Origin of the sequence: Zoogloea sp. (assembly GCF_041914405.1) — a bacterium.
Taxonomy (GTDB): domain Bacteria; phylum Pseudomonadota; class Gammaproteobacteria; order Burkholderiales; family Rhodocyclaceae; genus Zoogloea.
In genome coordinates, this window is the sequence record NZ_JAYSDK010000024.1 from 67,315 (window position 1) to 83,660 (window position 16,346).

A 16,346-nucleotide genomic window follows, 5' to 3' on the forward strand; every position below is an offset into this window, starting at 1 on the left:
GGCTATTGCCATTCACCCCAACGGCCTGGCGCTGGGGCAACCTGTGGGGGCGAATTCATTCGCCCTCTGCTGGTGGATTGACCACCGCGGGCGAATGAATTCGCCCCCACAGATATCCCACAAAGATCCCTCAGAGCCATCCCATGGAGGCCCCCAAGGGATCGGGCCTGGACCTGGACTCACGCCTTCAGCAGCGCGGCCCGGCCGCCGAACCAGCGGGCGGTGACAGCGTCGGCGACGCGCGGGGCGTCGCGCAGGATCTCCTCGGCCAGCTCGCGGGCGATGTCCACCAGCACCGCGTCCTCTTCCAGGTCGGCGTAGCGCAGCAAGGGCACACCGCTCTGGCGGGCGCCGATGAACTCGCCGGGGCCGCGGATGCGCAGGTCCTCGCGGGCGATCACAAAGCCGTCGGTGTTCTCGTAGATCGCCTTCAGGCGCTCGCGGCCAGTCTGCGACAAGGGCTGGGCGAACATCAGGATGCACACCGATTCATGCACGCCGCGGCCGACCCGCCCGCGCAGCTGGTGCAACTGGGCGAGGCCGAAGCGCTCGGCGTGCTCGATGACCATCAGGCTGGCGTTGGGCACATCGACGCCGACCTCGATGACCGTCGTCGCCACCAGCACCTTGATGTCGCCTGCGACGAAGGCGGCCATCGTCGCGGATTTCTCGTCGTTCTTCAGCCGTCCATGCACCAGCCCCACCGGCAGGTCGGGCAGCGCCTCCGACAGCATTTCGTAGGTTTCCTGGGCAGTCTTCAGCTGCAGCGCCTCGGACTCCTCGATCAGCGGGCACACCCAGTAGGCCTGGCGCCCGGCCACGCAGGCCTGGCGGACCCGCGCGATCACCTCGTCGCGGCGCTCGTCCTTGATCAGTTTGGTGATGATCGGCGTGCGGCCAGGCGGCAACTCGTCCAGCACCGACACGTCGAGGTCAGCGTAGTAGCTCATCGCGAGCGTGCGCGGGATCGGCGTTGCCGACATCATCAGCATGTGCGGCGACTCGCCGGCCTGGCCCTTCTCGCGCAGGGCCAGGCGCTGGCGCACGCCGAAGCGGTGCTGCTCGTCCACCACCGCCAACGCCAGTAGCGGCAGCGCTACCGGATCTTCGATCAGCGCATGGGTGCCGACGGCGAGCAGGATCTCGCCGCTGGCGAGGCGGGCCATCGTCGCCTCGCGCTCCTTCTTCTTGCGACTGCCGGACAACCACGCCACCTCGATGCCCAGCGGCGCCAGCCAGGCGGCGAGCTTGCGGTAGTGCTGCTCGGCGAGGATCTCGGTGGGCGCCATCAGCACCGCCTGGCGGCCGTTCTCGGCGGCCTGCAGCATGGCCAGTGCGGCCACGCAGGTCTTGCCGGAGCCCACGTCGCCCTGCAGCAGGCGCTGCATCGGGTGGTCGGAAGCCAGGTCGCGGGCGATCTCGGCGAAGGCGCGGGCCTGGGCGCCGGTCAGCGCGAAGGGCAGCTGACCCAGCAGGTCGCGGGTCAGCGTATCGAGCAGTGGCAGGCTCGGGGCATTCTTGGCGCGCCGCGCGGCGTAGGCGCGGCGCAGGGAGATCTGCTGGGCCAGCAGCTCGTCCAGCTTGACGCGCTGCCAGGCCGGGTGACCGCGGTCCTCGATGTCGAGGATCGACACCGACGGCGGCGGCGCGTGCAGCAGGCGCAACGCGTCGGGCAGTGACGGCAGATTGAGGCGGCGGCGCAGTTCGTCCGGCATCTCGTCGCGGATGCCGTTGTGGCGCAGCGCCCCGGCCACCAGTTTGCGCAGTGCCGACTGGGCCAGCCCGGCGGTGGTCGGATAGACCGGCGTCAGGCTTTCCGGCAACGGCTCGCCGGCAGCCACCGGCTTGATGCGCGGGTGGATCATCTCGGCGCCGAAAAAGCCATCGCGCAGCTCTCCGAAGATGCGCAGGCGGGCACCGACCGCCAGCTGTTTCTGCTGGCTCGGGTAGAAATGCACGAAACGCAGCATCACCTCCCCGCTGGCGTCAGTGGCGTGCGCCACCAGCTGGCGGCGCGGCGGCGGCGTGACCTCGCAGGAGCGCACCTCCACCTCGCACTGCACCGGCACGCCGGCGCGCGCATCGGCCAACATGGTCAGGCGGGTTTCGTCCTCGTAGCGCAGCGGCAGGTGGAAGATCAGGTCGGCCGGCGAGAAGATGTCGATCTTCGCCAGCCGCTCGGCCAGTTGCGGCCCGACGCCCGGCCAGCCGCGCACCGCCGGCTTCTTCGCCGGAGCGGCAGAAGGCGGTGGTGTAGCGGCGGCGGACTCCACGGGCAAACTCAAGCTCAGCCGAGCACCAGCACCGCGTCGGCCTCGACGACCGCGCCACGGGGCAGCTCCTTCACGCCGACGGCTGCGCGGGCCGGATAGGGCTCGGCAAAGTAACGGGACATGACTTCATTCACCTTGGCGAAGTTGGCCAGGTCGGTCAGGTAGATGTTCAGCTTGACCGCGTCGGCGAGGGAACCACCGGCCGCCTCGGCCACCGCCTTGAGGTTCTCGAAAACACGCACGGTCTGGGCTTCAAAGCCGTCCACCAGCAGCATCGTGGCCGGATCGAGGCCGATCTGGCCGGACATGTAGACGGTATTGCCGGCCTTCACGGCCTGGGAATAGGTGCCGATGGCGGCGGGGGCGTTGGGAGTGGCGATGATCTGCTTGGACATGGGCGTGCTCCGGAAGAGGGCCGGCGAACCGGCGAAAGTCGCGAAACGCGGAGTTTACCCTGCCGTGGCGCAGCGCACGCCATGGCAGCGTCACCCACTTCGATGCGGGCAAGACACGAGCTATAACAATCCCGGGTGCAACAACAGGTAAGAATTTGAGCCAGATCTATGACGTAGGTCACAGCACTCCGTAAAGTGACCTACTTCCGGGTCGTTCCCCCACCCGTCACCCGCTCAGCACCCCATGGCCTCCTCCAGCATCCGCGCCGACGACATCGCCACCTTCTCGGGTATTGCCCTGTCCATCGCCAGCATGGCCTCGGTCTCCCTCAGCGGCCCGTCGACGCTCAACTACGCGCTCGGCAGCGGCACCATCCTTGCGCTGATCGCCGCCGCCATCATCAGCCACGGTGCCCGTGCGCGTGCCCGCACCCAAAAGCTGGCGCAGAACAAACTGATCGACGACAGCGTGCGCGAATACGACGCGCTGTGCGCGCGCATCGCCGGCAACAGCGAAACCCAGTACCTGCGCCTGCGGGAATCCCTGGTGCAGATGCAGGAGGTGTTTGGCAGCGCGGTAGGCGACCTGCACCGCAGCCTCACCGGCGACGGCAGCAAACACCAGGACTCCCTGCGCAACCTGGCCGACGAACTGGTGGCACTCGCCGCCACCCAGGACGAAGCGACCCACAACGGCGGCATCGAACGCTTCACCACCGAAACCCAGGCCGCCATCGGCAACTTCGTCGCAACCGTCCAGCAGCTGCAGGCCAGCGGCAGCGACATCGCCTGCCGCTTTGCCGACATGCGCGCCAAGGTGGACGCGGTCACCCAACTGATGACCGAAGTGAACCAGATCAACAACCAGACCGAGCTGCTGGCCCTCAATGCCGCCATCGAGGCCGCCCGCGCCGGCGAGACCGGACGTGGCTTCGCGGTGGTGGCCGACGAGGTACGCAAGCTGGCCCAACGCACGGAGAACTTCAGCGCCCAGATCGGGGGCCTGCTGCAGGAAATCCACGCCGCCATCGACGCCGTCGGTGCCGTGGTGGACGTCACGGCCTCCACCGACATAAGCCACGCGGCCAGCTCCGAGGCCAAGGTGGCGGCTCTCGGCGTGGAAATGCGCGACCTCACCACCCGCGCCGCCGAGCAGTCGCACCGCATCAACGAGGTCTCCGAGGCAATCCACCGGCTGGTCATGCAGGGCGTGCTGTCCATGCAGTTCGAGGACATCGTCAGTCAGGTGCTCGACAAGCTGCGCCAGCACACCGACTTCATGAGCCGCTACGCCCACGGCTTCTTCGACGCCCACCGGGACGTGGAGGAGCGGGACGGGGTCGCCCGCATCCAGCGCCGCAATGCGACCCTCGGCGTGCTGCTCGAGGACTCCACCCGCTCCGCGCAGGAAATCCGCTTCGAAGCCGTCCGCCAGACCGCGGTCAGCGCTGGCGACGTCGACCTTTTTTGAACCTGCCGCCAGCCCCTGAGGGACACAAACATTCACCGATCCGACCTGCAGGGCACTGAATAAGCGGTTTCTCGCCCCCGGATCGGAGTAATAGACTTGCAATAACCTGACGCGCGCCGGGCGACAGGCTTGCTCCACAAACTCCGGGAGGGCCGTATGTCATCCTTGGTGTCCCTGGTCAGGAATGAAAGCTACGCGCCCGATGCGCTACGCCAGTCGATCGAACAAGCCCTCGCGCTGATCCGCCAGCCGCTGCGGCAATTGATCCGGCCGGGCGACCGGGTCCTCGTCAAACCCTATCTGCGGCACGGCAGCGTCCGTCAGCCCGAGACCCGGATGGTCTCCCACCCCGCCGTAGTCGAAGCCGTGCTGGGGCTGGTGTGCGACTGCGGCGGCCGCCCGCAGCTCGGCGACGAAGGGTCGCGCCGCCCGGGCCACCCCCAGTTGCACCATGAAGCCCTGTGGTTGCACCTTCTCGCCGAACGCTTCGGCGCGGAGCTGGTGAGCTTCGCCATGTCGGGCGGCCGGGTGCTACCGAGCGCCATCCCCCAACCCGCCAGCTATCTACTGAGCCGGGCCGTCCTCGACGCCGACAGCGTGATCAGTCTCGTCAATGCCCAGCCCCACCCCTCGCTGATGTGGAGCGGCGCGCTGAAGAACATGTTCAACACGATCATCGGGGCCGGCAACACACAGCTGTCCGCCTTGCTGCCCGACGCCGCTGAGCTCGCCGGGGCAGTCGCCGATGTATGCCGCCTGGCCCGGCCACGGATCTCGTTGGCGGACATGACCAGCGTCTGCCCGGGCTTTAAGCAGGCGCTGTGGCGAGTCGGCCTGCTGGGCGCCTCCACCGATCCGGTAGCCCTCGACAGCGCCTGCCTGCAGGCCCTCGGCTGGGAACCCGGCACGATTCCAAGCCTGAGATGGGGCGCCCGCCTGGGCGTCGGCGCCTGGGAGCGGGAAGCCATCACGCTGCGCGGGCTGGACTGGCAGGACTTGCCGGTACTGACCCCACCCTCGCCAACCGTCTCGCCCGAGCCCCCCGAGCCCCGGCTGGCGCGCACCCTGCGGATTCTCAGCAAGACCCGCCTGCGCCCTCGCCCCCAAATTGACCGGGCGCGCTGCACTAACTGCACCACCTGCGAGCAGGCCTGCCCGCTGCAGGCCATCAACCGGGACAATGGCGGCCGACTGCAGATCGACTACACGCGTTGCGCCGACTGCCTGGTCTGTGCCGACGCCTGCCACCAGCAGGCGATCCAGCTGCGCCCCCATGGCTGGGTGGCCGCACTGCAGGCCCCGCGCACGCTGGCCCACCGTCTGTGGCAGCGGGGCAAGGCAGGGCACGTGTGGCGCATCGGCGGGCTGGCCGTCCGCTGGCACCTGGAAAGAAGCCACCCGGTTCACCCGCCCCGCCCGGCGCAGCCGCGCCCCCATGACCAGGAGTCCGCCCCCGTGAGCCCCAGCCTGCAGAACGCACGCGAAGAAAGCGGCGTCGCCCTCATCGTCGGTGCCGGCCCCGGACTGGGCAGCGCCCTGGCCCGCCGTTTCGCCCTGGCCGGCATGGACGTGGCCGTCGTCGCCCGGGACGGCCGGCGACTCGACAGTTTGGTTGCCGAACTCCACGCCCTCGGCGTTGCCGCCCGTGCCTATGCCTGCGACGTGACGGACGACGGCGCGGTGAGCCGGATGGTCGGCCAGGTGTGCGGCGAACTGGGCGTGCCGCGGCTGGCCGTCTATAACGTGGAACACTTCGGCCCCGGCCATGTGGTGGATATCGAGACAGCGGCCTTCCTCGAATGCTGGCGGGTCAACTGCCTGGGCGCCTTCCTGGTCGGCCGCGAGGTCGCCAAGGCCATGCTCACGCGCGCCAGCGGCACCCTGATCTTCACCGGCTCCACGGCCGCCACCCGGGGTCGCGAGGGCTACGCCAACATGGCGGTCGGCAAGTGGGGGCAGCGCGCGCTGACCCAATGCATGGCGCGGGAACTGGGGCCCAAGGGCATCCACGTGGCCCACGTCATCCTCGACGGCGGCATCCTCAAGAAGAACGCCCCCGCCTTCATGCAGGAACGCATGCTCGGCCTGTTTCCCGAACAGATCGCCGACAACTACCTGGCCCTGCATCGCCAGCATCCGAGCACCTGGACGCAGGAACTGGATCTCCGCCCCTGGATGGAGAAATTCTGACGTCTGGCAACACGGCAGCCGGAACCCGCTCCGGCGTAGAGACTCAAACCGTCGGGCCGCGCAACGATCACGCGCCGAGCCTGCCTGCAGCACCTCGGCGGCGAGGCCCACAAGGCCCGCGCCGCGAGCGGATCAAAAACATGATTTTTGCGAGGAAACCACCATGGCCGAGCAAGATCCCGTCCGCGTGCTCCCCCCCGCCGGCTCCGCCTCCGCGCAGCTGGACGACAAATACACCGCCGCGTCCGGGCGGGTCTATCTCAGCGGCTACCAGGCGCTGGTGCGCCTGCTGATGATCCAGCGCGACCGCGACCGGGCCGCCGGCCTCCACACCGCCGGCTTCGTGTCCGGCTACCGGGGCTCGCCGCTCGGGGGCCTCGACCTGACCCTGTGGAAGGCCAAGGACCACCTCGCCGACCACGACATCGTTTTCCAGCCCGGCGTCAATGAAGACCTGGCCGCCACCGCCGTGTGGGGAACCCAGCAGGTGTCCCTGTCGCCGAAGGCCCGCGTGCAGGGCGTATTCAGCATGTGGTACGGCAAGGGACCGGGGGTGGACCGCTGTGGCGACGTGTTCCGCCATGCCAACGCCGCCGGCAGTTCAAAGTACGGCGGCGTGCTGGTGATCGCCGGCGACGACCACGCCGCCAAGTCGTCCACGCTGCCGCACCAGACCGACCACTTCTTCAAGTCGATGATGATGCCGGTGCTGGCCCCGGCCGGCGTGCAGGAATATCTCGACTTCGGCGTGCACGGCTGGGCCATGTCCCGCTATTCGGGCTGCTGGGTGGCCTTCAAGGCACTGGCCGACACAGTGGAAACCTCTGCCTCGGTGGACGTGGATCCGCTGCGCGTCGTCACGCGGGAACCCTCCGACTTCGCGCTGCCGCCGGACGGCCTCAACATCCGCTGGCCGGACCCGCCGCTGGTGCAGGAAAAACGCCTGCTCCACGCCAAACTGTACGCGGCGCTGGCCTACTGCCGCGCCAACGGGCTCAACCGGGTGGTCATCGATTCACCGCAGCCGCGGCTGGGCATCATCACCGCCGGCAAGAGCTACCTGGACGTGCGCCAGGCCTTCGACGACCTGGGCATCGACGAGGCCCTCGCCGCCCAGATCGGCATCCGCCTCTACAAGGTCGGCATGGTGTGGCCGCTGGAGGCCGAGGGCGTCCGCCACTTCGCCGAAGGACTGGAAGAGATCCTGGTCGTCGAGGAGAAGCGCCAGCTAATCGAATACCAGCTCAAGGAAGAGCTCTACAACTGGCGCGAGGACGTACGCCCACGGGTGATCGGCAAGTTCGACGAGAAGGGCGAATGGGCGATCCTCACCACCCTCGGCGCGGACGGCCGCGCCACCGTCGATCACGGCAAATGGCTGCTGCCGGCGGCCGGCGAACTGACGCCGGCAATGATCGCCCAGGTGATCGCCAGCCGCATCGAACGCTTCTTCACGTCCGAGCGCATCCGCGCCCGCCTCGCCTTCCTCCAAGCCAAGGAGGCAACGCTGGCCCAGCGGGTCTTCGCGATCGACCGAGTACCGACCTTCTGCCCCGGCTGCCCACACAACACGTCCACGGTGGTACCAGACGGCAGCCGCGCGATGGCCGGCATCGGCTGCCACTACATGGCCACCTTCATGCCGGATCGCAAGACCACCACCTTCACGCACATGGGCGGTGAAGGCGTGCCGTGGGTCGGCCAGGCGCCGTTTACCGACGAACCGCACATCTTCGCCAACCTCGGCGACGGCACCTACTTCCACTCCGGCCTGCTGGCAATCCGCCAGTCGGTGGCGGCCTTCAACAAACCGGGCGTCACCAGCGGGATCACCTACAAGATCCTTTACAACGACGCAGTGGCGATGACCGGCGGCCAGCCGGTGGACGGCGTGCTCAGCGTCCCCAAGCTGATCCGCCAGCTGCAGGCCGAAGGGGTGAGCACCATCGTCCTCGTCACCGACGGCACCGAGCGGCCGTGGCACGTGGCGGACATCCCCCACGGCGTGCCGATCCGCCACCGGGACGAACTGGAGGTGATCCAGCGCGAACTGCGCACGGTGGCCGGCGTGTCGGCCCTGGTCTTCGATCAGACCTGCGCCGCCGAGAAGCGCCGGCGCCGGAAGCGCGGCCGCTACCCCGACCCGCAGACCCGCGTCTTCATCAACGAGGCGGTGTGCGAAGGCTGTGGCGACTGCGGGCGCGAGTCCAACTGCATGGCGATCCTGCCGGTAGAGACCGACTTCGGCCGCAAGCGCCAGATCGACCAGTCGGCCTGCAACAAGGACTACTCGTGCATGAGCGGCTTCTGCCCGAGCTTCGTCACCGTCGAAGGCGGCCAGCTGCGCAAGGGCAAGGCCATGCAGACCGACGACAGCCGCTTCGGCGCACTGCCGGCCCCGACGCTGCCGGCCACCCGCGAGCCATGGGGCATCCTGGTCACCGGCGTCGGCGGCACCGGCGTGGTTACCATCGGTGCACTGATCGGCATGGCCGCCCACCTGGACGGCAAGGGCGTCACCGTGCTCGACATGACCGGCCTTGCCCAGAAGGGCGGCTCGGTGTTCAGCCACGTGCGCATCGCCGACCGGCCAGAGGACCTGCACGCGGTGCGCATCGCCGCCGGCGAGGCCAACGCGGTGATCGGCGGCGACCTGGTGGTCACCGCCAGCGTGGACGCCCTGTCCAAGATGGCCGTCGGGCGCACCCGCGGCGTGGTGAATTGCACCGAGACGCCGACCTCCGAATTCACCCGCAACCCCAACTGGCAGTTCCCCCTCGACAAGATGGAAGCCGCCATCGCCGAGGCCGTCGGGCACGACGGCTGCGACTTCCTCGATGCCCAGCAACTGGCCATCCGCCTGCTCGGCGACGCCATCGCCACCAACCTGTTCCTGCTTGGCTACGCCTGGCAGAAAGGCTGGGTGCCGGTCAGCGAGGCCAGCCTCGACAAGGCCATCGAGCTCAACGGCGCCGCCGTGGCGATGAACCGTCGGGCCCTGCTGTGGGGCCGCCGCGCCGCGGTGGACCTGGCCGCCGTGCAACGCGAGGTGGTCCCGGCGCCGGTCATTCCGATCCGCCCGGAAACGCTGGACGAGCGCATCGCCCGCCGGGCGGCGATCCTCACCGATTACCAGGACGCCGCCTACGCGCGCCGCTACACCGAGCTGCTGGCCCGCGTGCGCGCCGCCGAAGGTCCGCTGGGCGGTGAACGGCTGGCCCGCGCAGTGACCGACAACTATTTCAAACTGCTGGCCTACAAGGATGAGTACGAAGTGGCCCGTTTGTACGGCGATCCGGCCTTCTGGGACGCCATCGGCGCAGCCTTCGACGGCGACTACGCGGTGCGCTTCCACCTCGCCCCGACCTTCCTGGCCCGCCCCGACCCGGCCTCCGGCCGCATCGCCAAGCGCATCTTCGGGCCATGGATGCGGACCGGCTTCAAGTGGCTGGCCAAGCTGCGCCGCCTGCGCGGCACGCCCTTCGACGTATTCGGCTACCACCCGGACCGCAAAGCCGAGCGGGCACTGATCGTGGAGTACGAGCAGGACGTGGCGCGCCTGCTCGACGGCCTGGCCGCCGAAAAGCTGGCCCTGGCCGCACAGATCGCCGAATGGCCCGACCACGTGCGCGGCTACGGCCACATCAAGACGGCCTCGATCGGCTGGGCGGAAAAGCACCGCCAAGGGCTATGGAAGCAATGGGAGGGCACGGCCGGCAGCGGTTCGCGGGCGGCCTGAATCTCAATCCAGCGGCCATCAAGAACCATCCCGGACGGAGGGGAGCAGCCGCGGTATGCTGTCGGCGTGTTCCTCTCCGCAAGCCCTCGTTGCCCATGCTGACCCTGCGCCCCCTGCTGCCCACCGATGCCGATGCACTATCGGCCGCGGCCCTTGAATCCCTCGCCACCGTCGGGCGCTGGATGCCCTGGTGTACCGCGGACTACTCCCCGGCTCGCGCGGCGGAATGGATAGCGCACTGTACCCAGGCCCGCACCGACGGCAGCGCCTTCGAGTTCGGGATCTTCAGCGCGGACGGGAGTGAACTCTTCGGGCTAGCCGGCCTCAACCAGTTCAACCGCCTGCACAACTTCTGCAACCTCGGTTACTGGGTACGCGAATCCCGCCAGCGCCAGGGCATCGCCCCGACGACGGTGCGGCGCCTGGCCGAATTTGGCTTCCGCGAGCTGGGTCAAACCCGTATCGAGATCGTCATTGCCGAAGGCAACACAGGCAGTGAAGCCGTCGCTCGCAAGGTCGGCGCCCATTTCGAGGGGATCGCCCGCAACCGCCTGCAACTGGCCGACGGACCGGTCGCAGCCTCCGTGTATTCACTCATCCCGTGAGCCGATGATCGACTACCGCCTGCACACCCCCCTCGCCGCCGCAGACATCGCCCGCCTCTTCGACGCCTCCGGCATCAAGCGGCCGACCGGCGACCTGTCGCGCATCGCCCGCATGTTCGCCAACGCCAACCTGGTGGTCTCGGCCTGGTCGGGCGAACAACTGGTCGGCGTGTGCCGGGCGCTGACCGACTTCAGCTACTGCTGCTACCTGTCCGACCTGGCAGTGGACCAGACCTTCCAGCACCAGGGCATCGGCCGCGAGCTTGTAGCCCGCGTGCAGGCCGCCGTAGGCGACGAGGTCTCCATCGTGTTGCTGTCCGCCCCCGGCGCAATGGCTTACTACCCGAAACTCGGCTTCGAAAAGCTGGACAACGGCTTCGTCCTGCGCCGCCAGTGCTAACGGCCGCCTGTGGGGGCGAATGAATTCGCCCCCACAGATTCGTCCGCAACCACTTCCGACCATCACGTGCGACACCCGCCACGGGCTGGCGGACCTTCCGTCGGCTAAACTCCGGCCTGTTGCGCCCGCCGCCCCGCGCCTGCCATGCCTCCGTTCCTGAAAGCCCTTCTTGCCCAACTTGCCGGAACAGCCGTTGCCTACGGCAGCGCCCGGGCTGGCCTGTTACCGGCCGGTCTCATGCCTGTGGTGGCCATGCAGGCTGTGGCGGCCGCCGGCACGGCGAGCCTGCTGCGCAGCGCGTCCTGGTGGCGCTGGATACACCTGGGCTTCGCACCGCTGGTAATCGGCGCCCTCAGTCTGGGCATCACCCCGGCCTGGTACCTGGCCGCCTTCGTCGTCTGCGCTTTGGTGTACTGGAGCAGCTTCCGCACCCAGGTACCGCTTTATCTGTCCAACCGCCTGACCGCCGAGGCGGTGGCCGGACTGCTGCCCCAAGGCCGACCGGCGATGCTGCTCGACCTGGGCAGCGGCACCGGCGCGCTGCTGCGCCCGCTGGCCCGGTTGCGCCCCGATTGCCGCCTCGAGGGGCTGGAGTCGGCCCCCGCCCCCTATGCCCTGTCGCGCCTGCTGTCCCGCCGGCAGCCCAACGTGAGCCTGGCCCGCGGCGACTTCTGGAAAATCCCGTGGACCGACTACGATGTGGTGTACGCTTTTCTGTCCCCCGTACCGATGGCCGCCGTCTGGAAGAAGGCCTGTGCGGAAATGCGTCCCGGCAGCCTGCTGGTCAGCAACAGCTTTCCAGTGCCCGGCGTCGAACCCGAAAGGGTCGTCGAAGTGGGCGACCGGCGGCGCACACAGCTGTACTGCTACCTGCCGGCCGGCCACGGGCTGAGCGGCAAAATGCGAAATACCGGTCGATGAGCCCTCAATTCCGGCCGCATCTTTCCCGTTAAAGCGCGAATAATGGCGCCATTGCGCCTTGCACCATTGCGAGAGGTTTCAACCATGTCCCCGATCATCTGCATCATCGGCAACAAGGGCGGTACCGGCAAGACCACCCTGTCCCATCTCCTGTGCCAGGGCTTCGGCCTGCTCGGCCAGCGCTCCGCCTGCGTGCTGACCGACACGTCCCGCGAGCCCCTGTCGCCGGAAGGGCGACGCTACGCGATTGCCGATGCGCGCACCCCCGAAGCCCTCAACCGGGTCGTCGGCAAGCTGCGGGCGATGGAACACTGGGTCGGCGTGGTCGATGGCGGCGGCAACCGGGCCGATGTGGACCGCCTGCTCGACGGCCTGGCCGACATCGTGCTGCTGCCATTCCGCGACTCCCATGAAGACCTGCGCACCGTGCTGCGCGACCTGGAGACCTTCCCGCGCGCCTACGCCTTGCCGTCCCAGTGGCCCACCAATGCCTGGCAGCGCGACGCCGCCGACCGCAACGTGGCGCAGATCCTCGGCGCCCACAAGCACCGCATCCTGAACCCGGTGATCAGCCTGTCGGCGTCCAAGCTGCTGCTGCAGAAGAACGTCCCGGACGGCTTGCCGACCAACCTGGGCAACGCCTGCCGCGCACTGGCCCGCCAGGTGAGCGAGGTTCTCGAGCTCGGCGATGCGGACGGCACGCCCTCCGCCGGACAGGAGGCGGGCGAGAACGCCGCAGCCACGCCGTCCACCGTGGTCCCCGAAGGCTACGCCAGCACCGCCCGCCACTGATCCGTCAGCCGCCGGCTCTGCGGTTCAGGCGCGTCTGCTTGATGTAACCGGTTTACCCACTCCGGGGGGTCGGGCAGAATGCGCCGACTCGATTTCCCGGTTTCGCCCTTCCAATGCTTCACGCCCACGGCCTCGCCTGTGTCCGCGGTGACCGCCGCCTGTTTTCCGGAGTGGACCTCGCCATTGCGCCCGGCCAATGGCTGCAGGTGGAGGGCGCCAACGGAGCCGGCAAGACCAGCCTGCTGCGCATCCTGGCCGGCCTGTCACCAGCCGCCGAAGGGCATATCGAATGGGAAGGCCGCCCCGTCACCGAGGTGCGCGACGACTTCCACGCCCGCCTGCTCTACCTGGGCCACGCCCCGGCCATCAAGGACGACCTGTCGGCCCTCGAGAACCTGCAGGCCGCCGCGGCCGTGGGCGGCCGCCCCCTTGACGAGGCAACGGCCCTCGCGGCGTTGCGCCGCATTGGCCTCAAAGGCCGCGAGGACCTGCCCAGCCGCGTGCTATCCCAGGGCCAGAAGCGTCGCGTGGCGCTGGCTCGATTGCTGTGCGGCCAGGCCCGCCTGTGGATCCTCGACGAGCCCTTCGTGGCCCTCGACGTGGGTGCCGTGGACATGTTGTGCGGCATCCTCGACGAACACATCGGCCGCGGCGGCATGCTGATCTTCACCAGCCACCAGGCGGTCCAACTGAAAGGCCAAGGCGGACGCCTGGAGCTCACCAAATGAACGCCTTCGCCGCCATCCTGCGCCGCGACCTGCTGCTGGCCATGCGGCGCAAGAGCGAAATGCTCACCGCGCTGTTCTTCTTCATGATCGTGGTCAGCCTGTTCCCCCTCGGCATCGGGCCGGAGACCGCGCTGCTCAGGCGCATCGCCCCCGGCGTGCTGTGGGTGGCGGCCTTGCTCGCCGCGATGCTGTCCCTCAACCGCCTGTTCGCTGCCGACCATCAGGACGGCACGCTGGAACAGATGACCCTGTCCCCCACCCCGCTGGCCCTGCTGGTCAGCGGCAAGGTGCTGGCCCACTGGCTCACCTCTGGCCTGCCGCTGGTGCTGCTGGCGCCGGTGCTGGGCCTGCAGTTCGATCTGTCGTCACGGGCGCTGGGTATCCTGATGCTCTCGCTGTTGCTCGGCACCCCGCTACTGTCCCTGATCGGCGCCATCGGCGCGGCGCTGACCCTCGGCGTGCGCGGCGGCGGCGTGCTGCTGTCGCTGCTGGTGCTGCCCCTGTATATTCCGGCGCTGATTTTCGGCGCCGGCGCAGTCGAGGCCGACATGGCCGGCCTGGGTGCCGGCGGTCACCTGTCCCTGCTCGGTGCCCTGCTCGCCCTCGGCGTGTTCTTCGCCCCGTGGGCGGCCACCGCCGCGCTGCGCATCGCCCTCGAATAACGTTCAAATCTTCCCCAACCGGATTCGCCCATGAGTCAGCCCCTGATCAACTGGTTCAAGTTCGCCTCCCCGGCCAGCTTTTACCCCCTCGCCGGGAAGATGTGGCCGTGGTTCGCCGCACTGGCCACCGCTTTTACCGCCGCCGGCCTGTGGATCAGCTTCTTCGTCGCGCCCACCGACTTCCAGCAGGGCGAGGGCTACCGGATCATTTTCATCCACGTACCGGCCTCGTGGATGTCCATGTTCATCTACTGCGTGATGGCCTTCTGGTCGGCCATCGGCATCGGCTTCAACACCCGCCTGTCGGGCATGATGAGCGCGGCGCTGGCCCCCACCGGCGCGCTGTTCGCCTTCCTGTCCCTATGGACCGGCGCCCTGTGGGGCAAGCCGATGTGGGGCGCCTGGTGGGTGTGGGACGCGCGCCTGACCTCCGAGCTGATCCTGCTGTTCCTCTACCTCGGCTACATCGCCCTCACCGCCGCCATCGACGACCCGCGCCGTGCCGACAAGGCCGGCGCCATCGTGTCGTTGGTGGGCGTCATCAACGTGCCGATCATCTATTTCTCGGTGAAGTGGTGGAACACCCTGCACCAGGGCGCCTCTGTATCGATGACCAAAGCCCCGACGATGGCCACCACGATGCTGTGGGGCATGCTGCTGATGGCGCTGGCCTTCTGGATGTACAGCATCGCCATCGCGCTGTACCGGGTGCGCGCCATCATCCTCGAACGGGAACGTCACGCCACCTGGGTGGCCGAACTGCCGGAGATGCAACGATGAACTGGGGCAGCGCGAGCGAATTCTTCGCGATGGGAGGCTACGGCTTCTACGTGTGGGGCAGTTTTGGCGTCACCGCCGCGGCCCTGCTGATCGAAACCCTACTGGTCAAAAAGCGCTTCGGCGACACCCGCCGACTGCTGCGCCGGGAACTGGCGGCCGACAGAGAGAGTCAGGACTAACCATGAAAGCACGACACAAACGTTTCGCCATCGTCCTCGGTGGCCTGGCCGCCCTCGGCATCGCCGCAGCGCTGATCCTCAACGCCTTCCAGAGCAACCTGGTGTTCTTCTTCACCCCGACCCAGGTGGCCAACGGCGAGGCCCCCAAGGACCGGGCCTTCCGTATCGGCGGCCTGGTGAAGGAAGGCAGCCTGCAGCGCACCGACATCACCGCCCGCTTCGTCGTCACCGACACGGCCAAGGAGATCCCGGTTTCCTACACCGGCATCCTTCCGGACCTGTTCAGTGAGGGCAAGGGCGTCGTCGCCCAGGGCTCCATCGGCGCGGACGGCAAGTTCACCGCAACCGAGGTGCTCGCCAAGCACGATGAAAACTACATGCCGCCGGAAGCCAAGCACGCCGTCGACCAGGCCCACGAGGCCGCCCGCACCATCAAGCAGTAAGCCCGGAGGCACACCATGATCCCGGAAATCGGCACTTTCGCCCTCATTCTCGCCCTGCTGGTCGCCCTGGTGCAGGGCAGCCTGCCGCTGATTGGCGCCCAGCGCGGCATCCCGGCCTGGATCGGGCTGGCGCGGCCAGCCTCGGCGACGCTGTTCCTACTGATCGCGGTGGCCTTCGGCTGCCTCACCGCGAGCTTCATCAACAACGATTTCTCAGTGCTCTACGTCGCCCAGCACTCCAACTCCAAGCTGCCGCTGCAATACCGGATCGCCGGCGTGTGGGGCGGCCATGAAGGCTCCCTGCTGCTGTGGGTGCAGATGCTGTCCCTGTGGGCGCTGGCGGTGGCGGCCTTCTCGCGCAGCCTGCCGGACGACATGGTGGCGCGGGTACAAGGTGTGCTCGGCCTCGTCGCCGCTGGCTTCATCCTGTTCATCCTGAGCACCTCCAACCCCTTCGAGCGCCTGCTGCCAGGCGCCGACGACGGGCGCGACCTCAACCCGCTGCTGCAGGACCCGGGCCTGATCTTCCACCCGCCAATGCTCTACATGGGCTACGTGGGCTTCTCGGTGGCCTTTGCCTTTGCCATCGCCGCGTTGCTGTCCGGCCGCCTCGACGCCGCCTGGGCACGCTGGTCGCGCCCCTGGACCACCGCCGCATGGATCTTCCTGACCCTCGGCATCGGCCTCGGCTCGATCTGGGCCTACTACGAGCTGGGCTGGGGCGGCTGGTGGTTCTGGGACCCGGTGGAAAACGCCTCCTTCATGCCC

General features: G+C 68.3%; 15 protein-coding genes. 13 read left to right on the forward strand and 2 right to left on the reverse strand.

Annotated elements, in window-relative coordinates; all coding sequences use genetic code 11:
• Window positions 1-179: 179 nt before the first annotated feature.
• Both recG and ACE3RX_RS15030 read right to left on the reverse strand, forming a co-directional pair.
• Entirely contained in the window at window positions 180-2,216 is a 2,037-nt protein-coding gene (gene recG, locus ACE3RX_RS15025) for an ATP-dependent DNA helicase RecG (RefSeq protein ID WP_374485408.1), read from the reverse strand.
• A 71-nt stretch (window positions 2,217-2,287) separates the two neighbouring features.
• Window positions 2,288-2,668, reverse strand: a complete 381-nt coding sequence (locus tag ACE3RX_RS15030) for a RidA family protein (protein ID WP_374485372.1) — start codon at window positions 2,666-2,668, stop codon at window positions 2,288-2,290.
• Window positions 2,669-2,912: 244 nt separating this feature from the next.
• On the opposite strand from ACE3RX_RS15030, the gene ACE3RX_RS15035 reads away from it, so the two are divergent.
• The 13 genes from ACE3RX_RS15035 to ccsA all read left to right on the forward strand — a co-directional run.
• Entirely contained in the window at window positions 2,913-4,139 is a 1,227-nt protein-coding gene (locus tag ACE3RX_RS15035) for a methyl-accepting chemotaxis protein (RefSeq protein ID WP_374485376.1), read from the forward strand.
• Window positions 4,140-4,295: 156 nt separating this feature from the next.
• Window positions 4,296-6,329, forward strand: a complete 2,034-nt coding sequence (locus tag ACE3RX_RS15040) for an SDR family NAD(P)-dependent oxidoreductase (protein WP_374485380.1) — start codon at window positions 4,296-4,298, stop codon at window positions 6,327-6,329.
• Between the two features lie 163 nt (window positions 6,330-6,492).
• A complete protein-coding gene (locus tag ACE3RX_RS15045; RefSeq protein ID WP_374485385.1) occupies window positions 6,493-10,068 on the forward strand; it encodes an indolepyruvate ferredoxin oxidoreductase family protein in 3,576 nt (1,191 codons plus the stop codon).
• Between the two features lie 95 nt (window positions 10,069-10,163).
• Window positions 10,164-10,673, forward strand: a complete 510-nt coding sequence (locus ACE3RX_RS15050; RefSeq protein WP_374485388.1) for a GNAT family N-acetyltransferase — start codon at window positions 10,164-10,166, stop codon at window positions 10,671-10,673.
• Window positions 10,674-10,677: 4 nt separating this feature from the next.
• Window positions 10,678-11,073: a GNAT family N-acetyltransferase gene (locus ACE3RX_RS15055; protein WP_374485390.1), complete on the forward strand. Its 396-nt coding sequence runs from the start codon at window positions 10,678-10,680 to the stop codon at window positions 11,071-11,073.
• A gap of 144 nt (window positions 11,074-11,217) precedes the next feature.
• Complete coding sequence (locus tag ACE3RX_RS15060; RefSeq protein ID WP_374485392.1) at window positions 11,218-11,994, forward strand: trans-aconitate 2-methyltransferase; 777 nt, start codon at window positions 11,218-11,220, stop codon at window positions 11,992-11,994.
• Window positions 11,995-12,078: 84 nt separating this feature from the next.
• A complete protein-coding gene (locus ACE3RX_RS15065; RefSeq protein ID WP_374485394.1) occupies window positions 12,079-12,786 on the forward strand; it encodes a hypothetical protein in 708 nt (235 codons plus the stop codon).
• Window positions 12,787-12,899: 113 nt separating this feature from the next.
• Entirely contained in the window at window positions 12,900-13,514 is a 615-nt protein-coding gene (gene ccmA, locus ACE3RX_RS15070; protein WP_374485396.1) for a cytochrome c biogenesis heme-transporting ATPase CcmA, read from the forward strand.
• Window positions 13,511-14,176 carry a heme exporter protein CcmB gene (gene ccmB, locus ACE3RX_RS15075; RefSeq protein WP_374485398.1) on the forward strand — a complete coding sequence of 222 codons (666 nt, stop codon included), beginning with the start codon at window positions 13,511-13,513 and terminating at the stop codon, window positions 14,174-14,176. Before ccmA ends, ccmB begins: the two co-directional genes overlap by 4 nt.
• Before the next feature lie 30 nt (window positions 14,177-14,206).
• Window positions 14,207-14,956, forward strand: a complete 750-nt coding sequence (gene ccmC / locus ACE3RX_RS15080) for a heme ABC transporter permease CcmC (protein ID WP_374485400.1) — start codon at window positions 14,207-14,209, stop codon at window positions 14,954-14,956.
• Window positions 14,953-15,135, forward strand: a complete 183-nt coding sequence (gene ccmD, locus ACE3RX_RS15085; RefSeq protein WP_374485402.1) for a heme exporter protein CcmD — start codon at window positions 14,953-14,955, stop codon at window positions 15,133-15,135. The genes ccmC and ccmD overlap by 4 nt, the downstream gene beginning before the upstream one ends.
• A gap of 2 nt (window positions 15,136-15,137) precedes the next feature.
• Window positions 15,138-15,578: a cytochrome c maturation protein CcmE gene (ccmE, locus tag ACE3RX_RS15090; protein ID WP_374485404.1), complete on the forward strand. Its 441-nt coding sequence runs from the start codon at window positions 15,138-15,140 to the stop codon at window positions 15,576-15,578.
• A 15-nt stretch (window positions 15,579-15,593) separates the two neighbouring features.
• Window positions 15,594-16,346: cytochrome c biogenesis protein CcsA (gene ccsA / locus ACE3RX_RS15095; protein WP_374485406.1), on the forward strand; the 753-nt coding region annotated here is incomplete at its 3' end.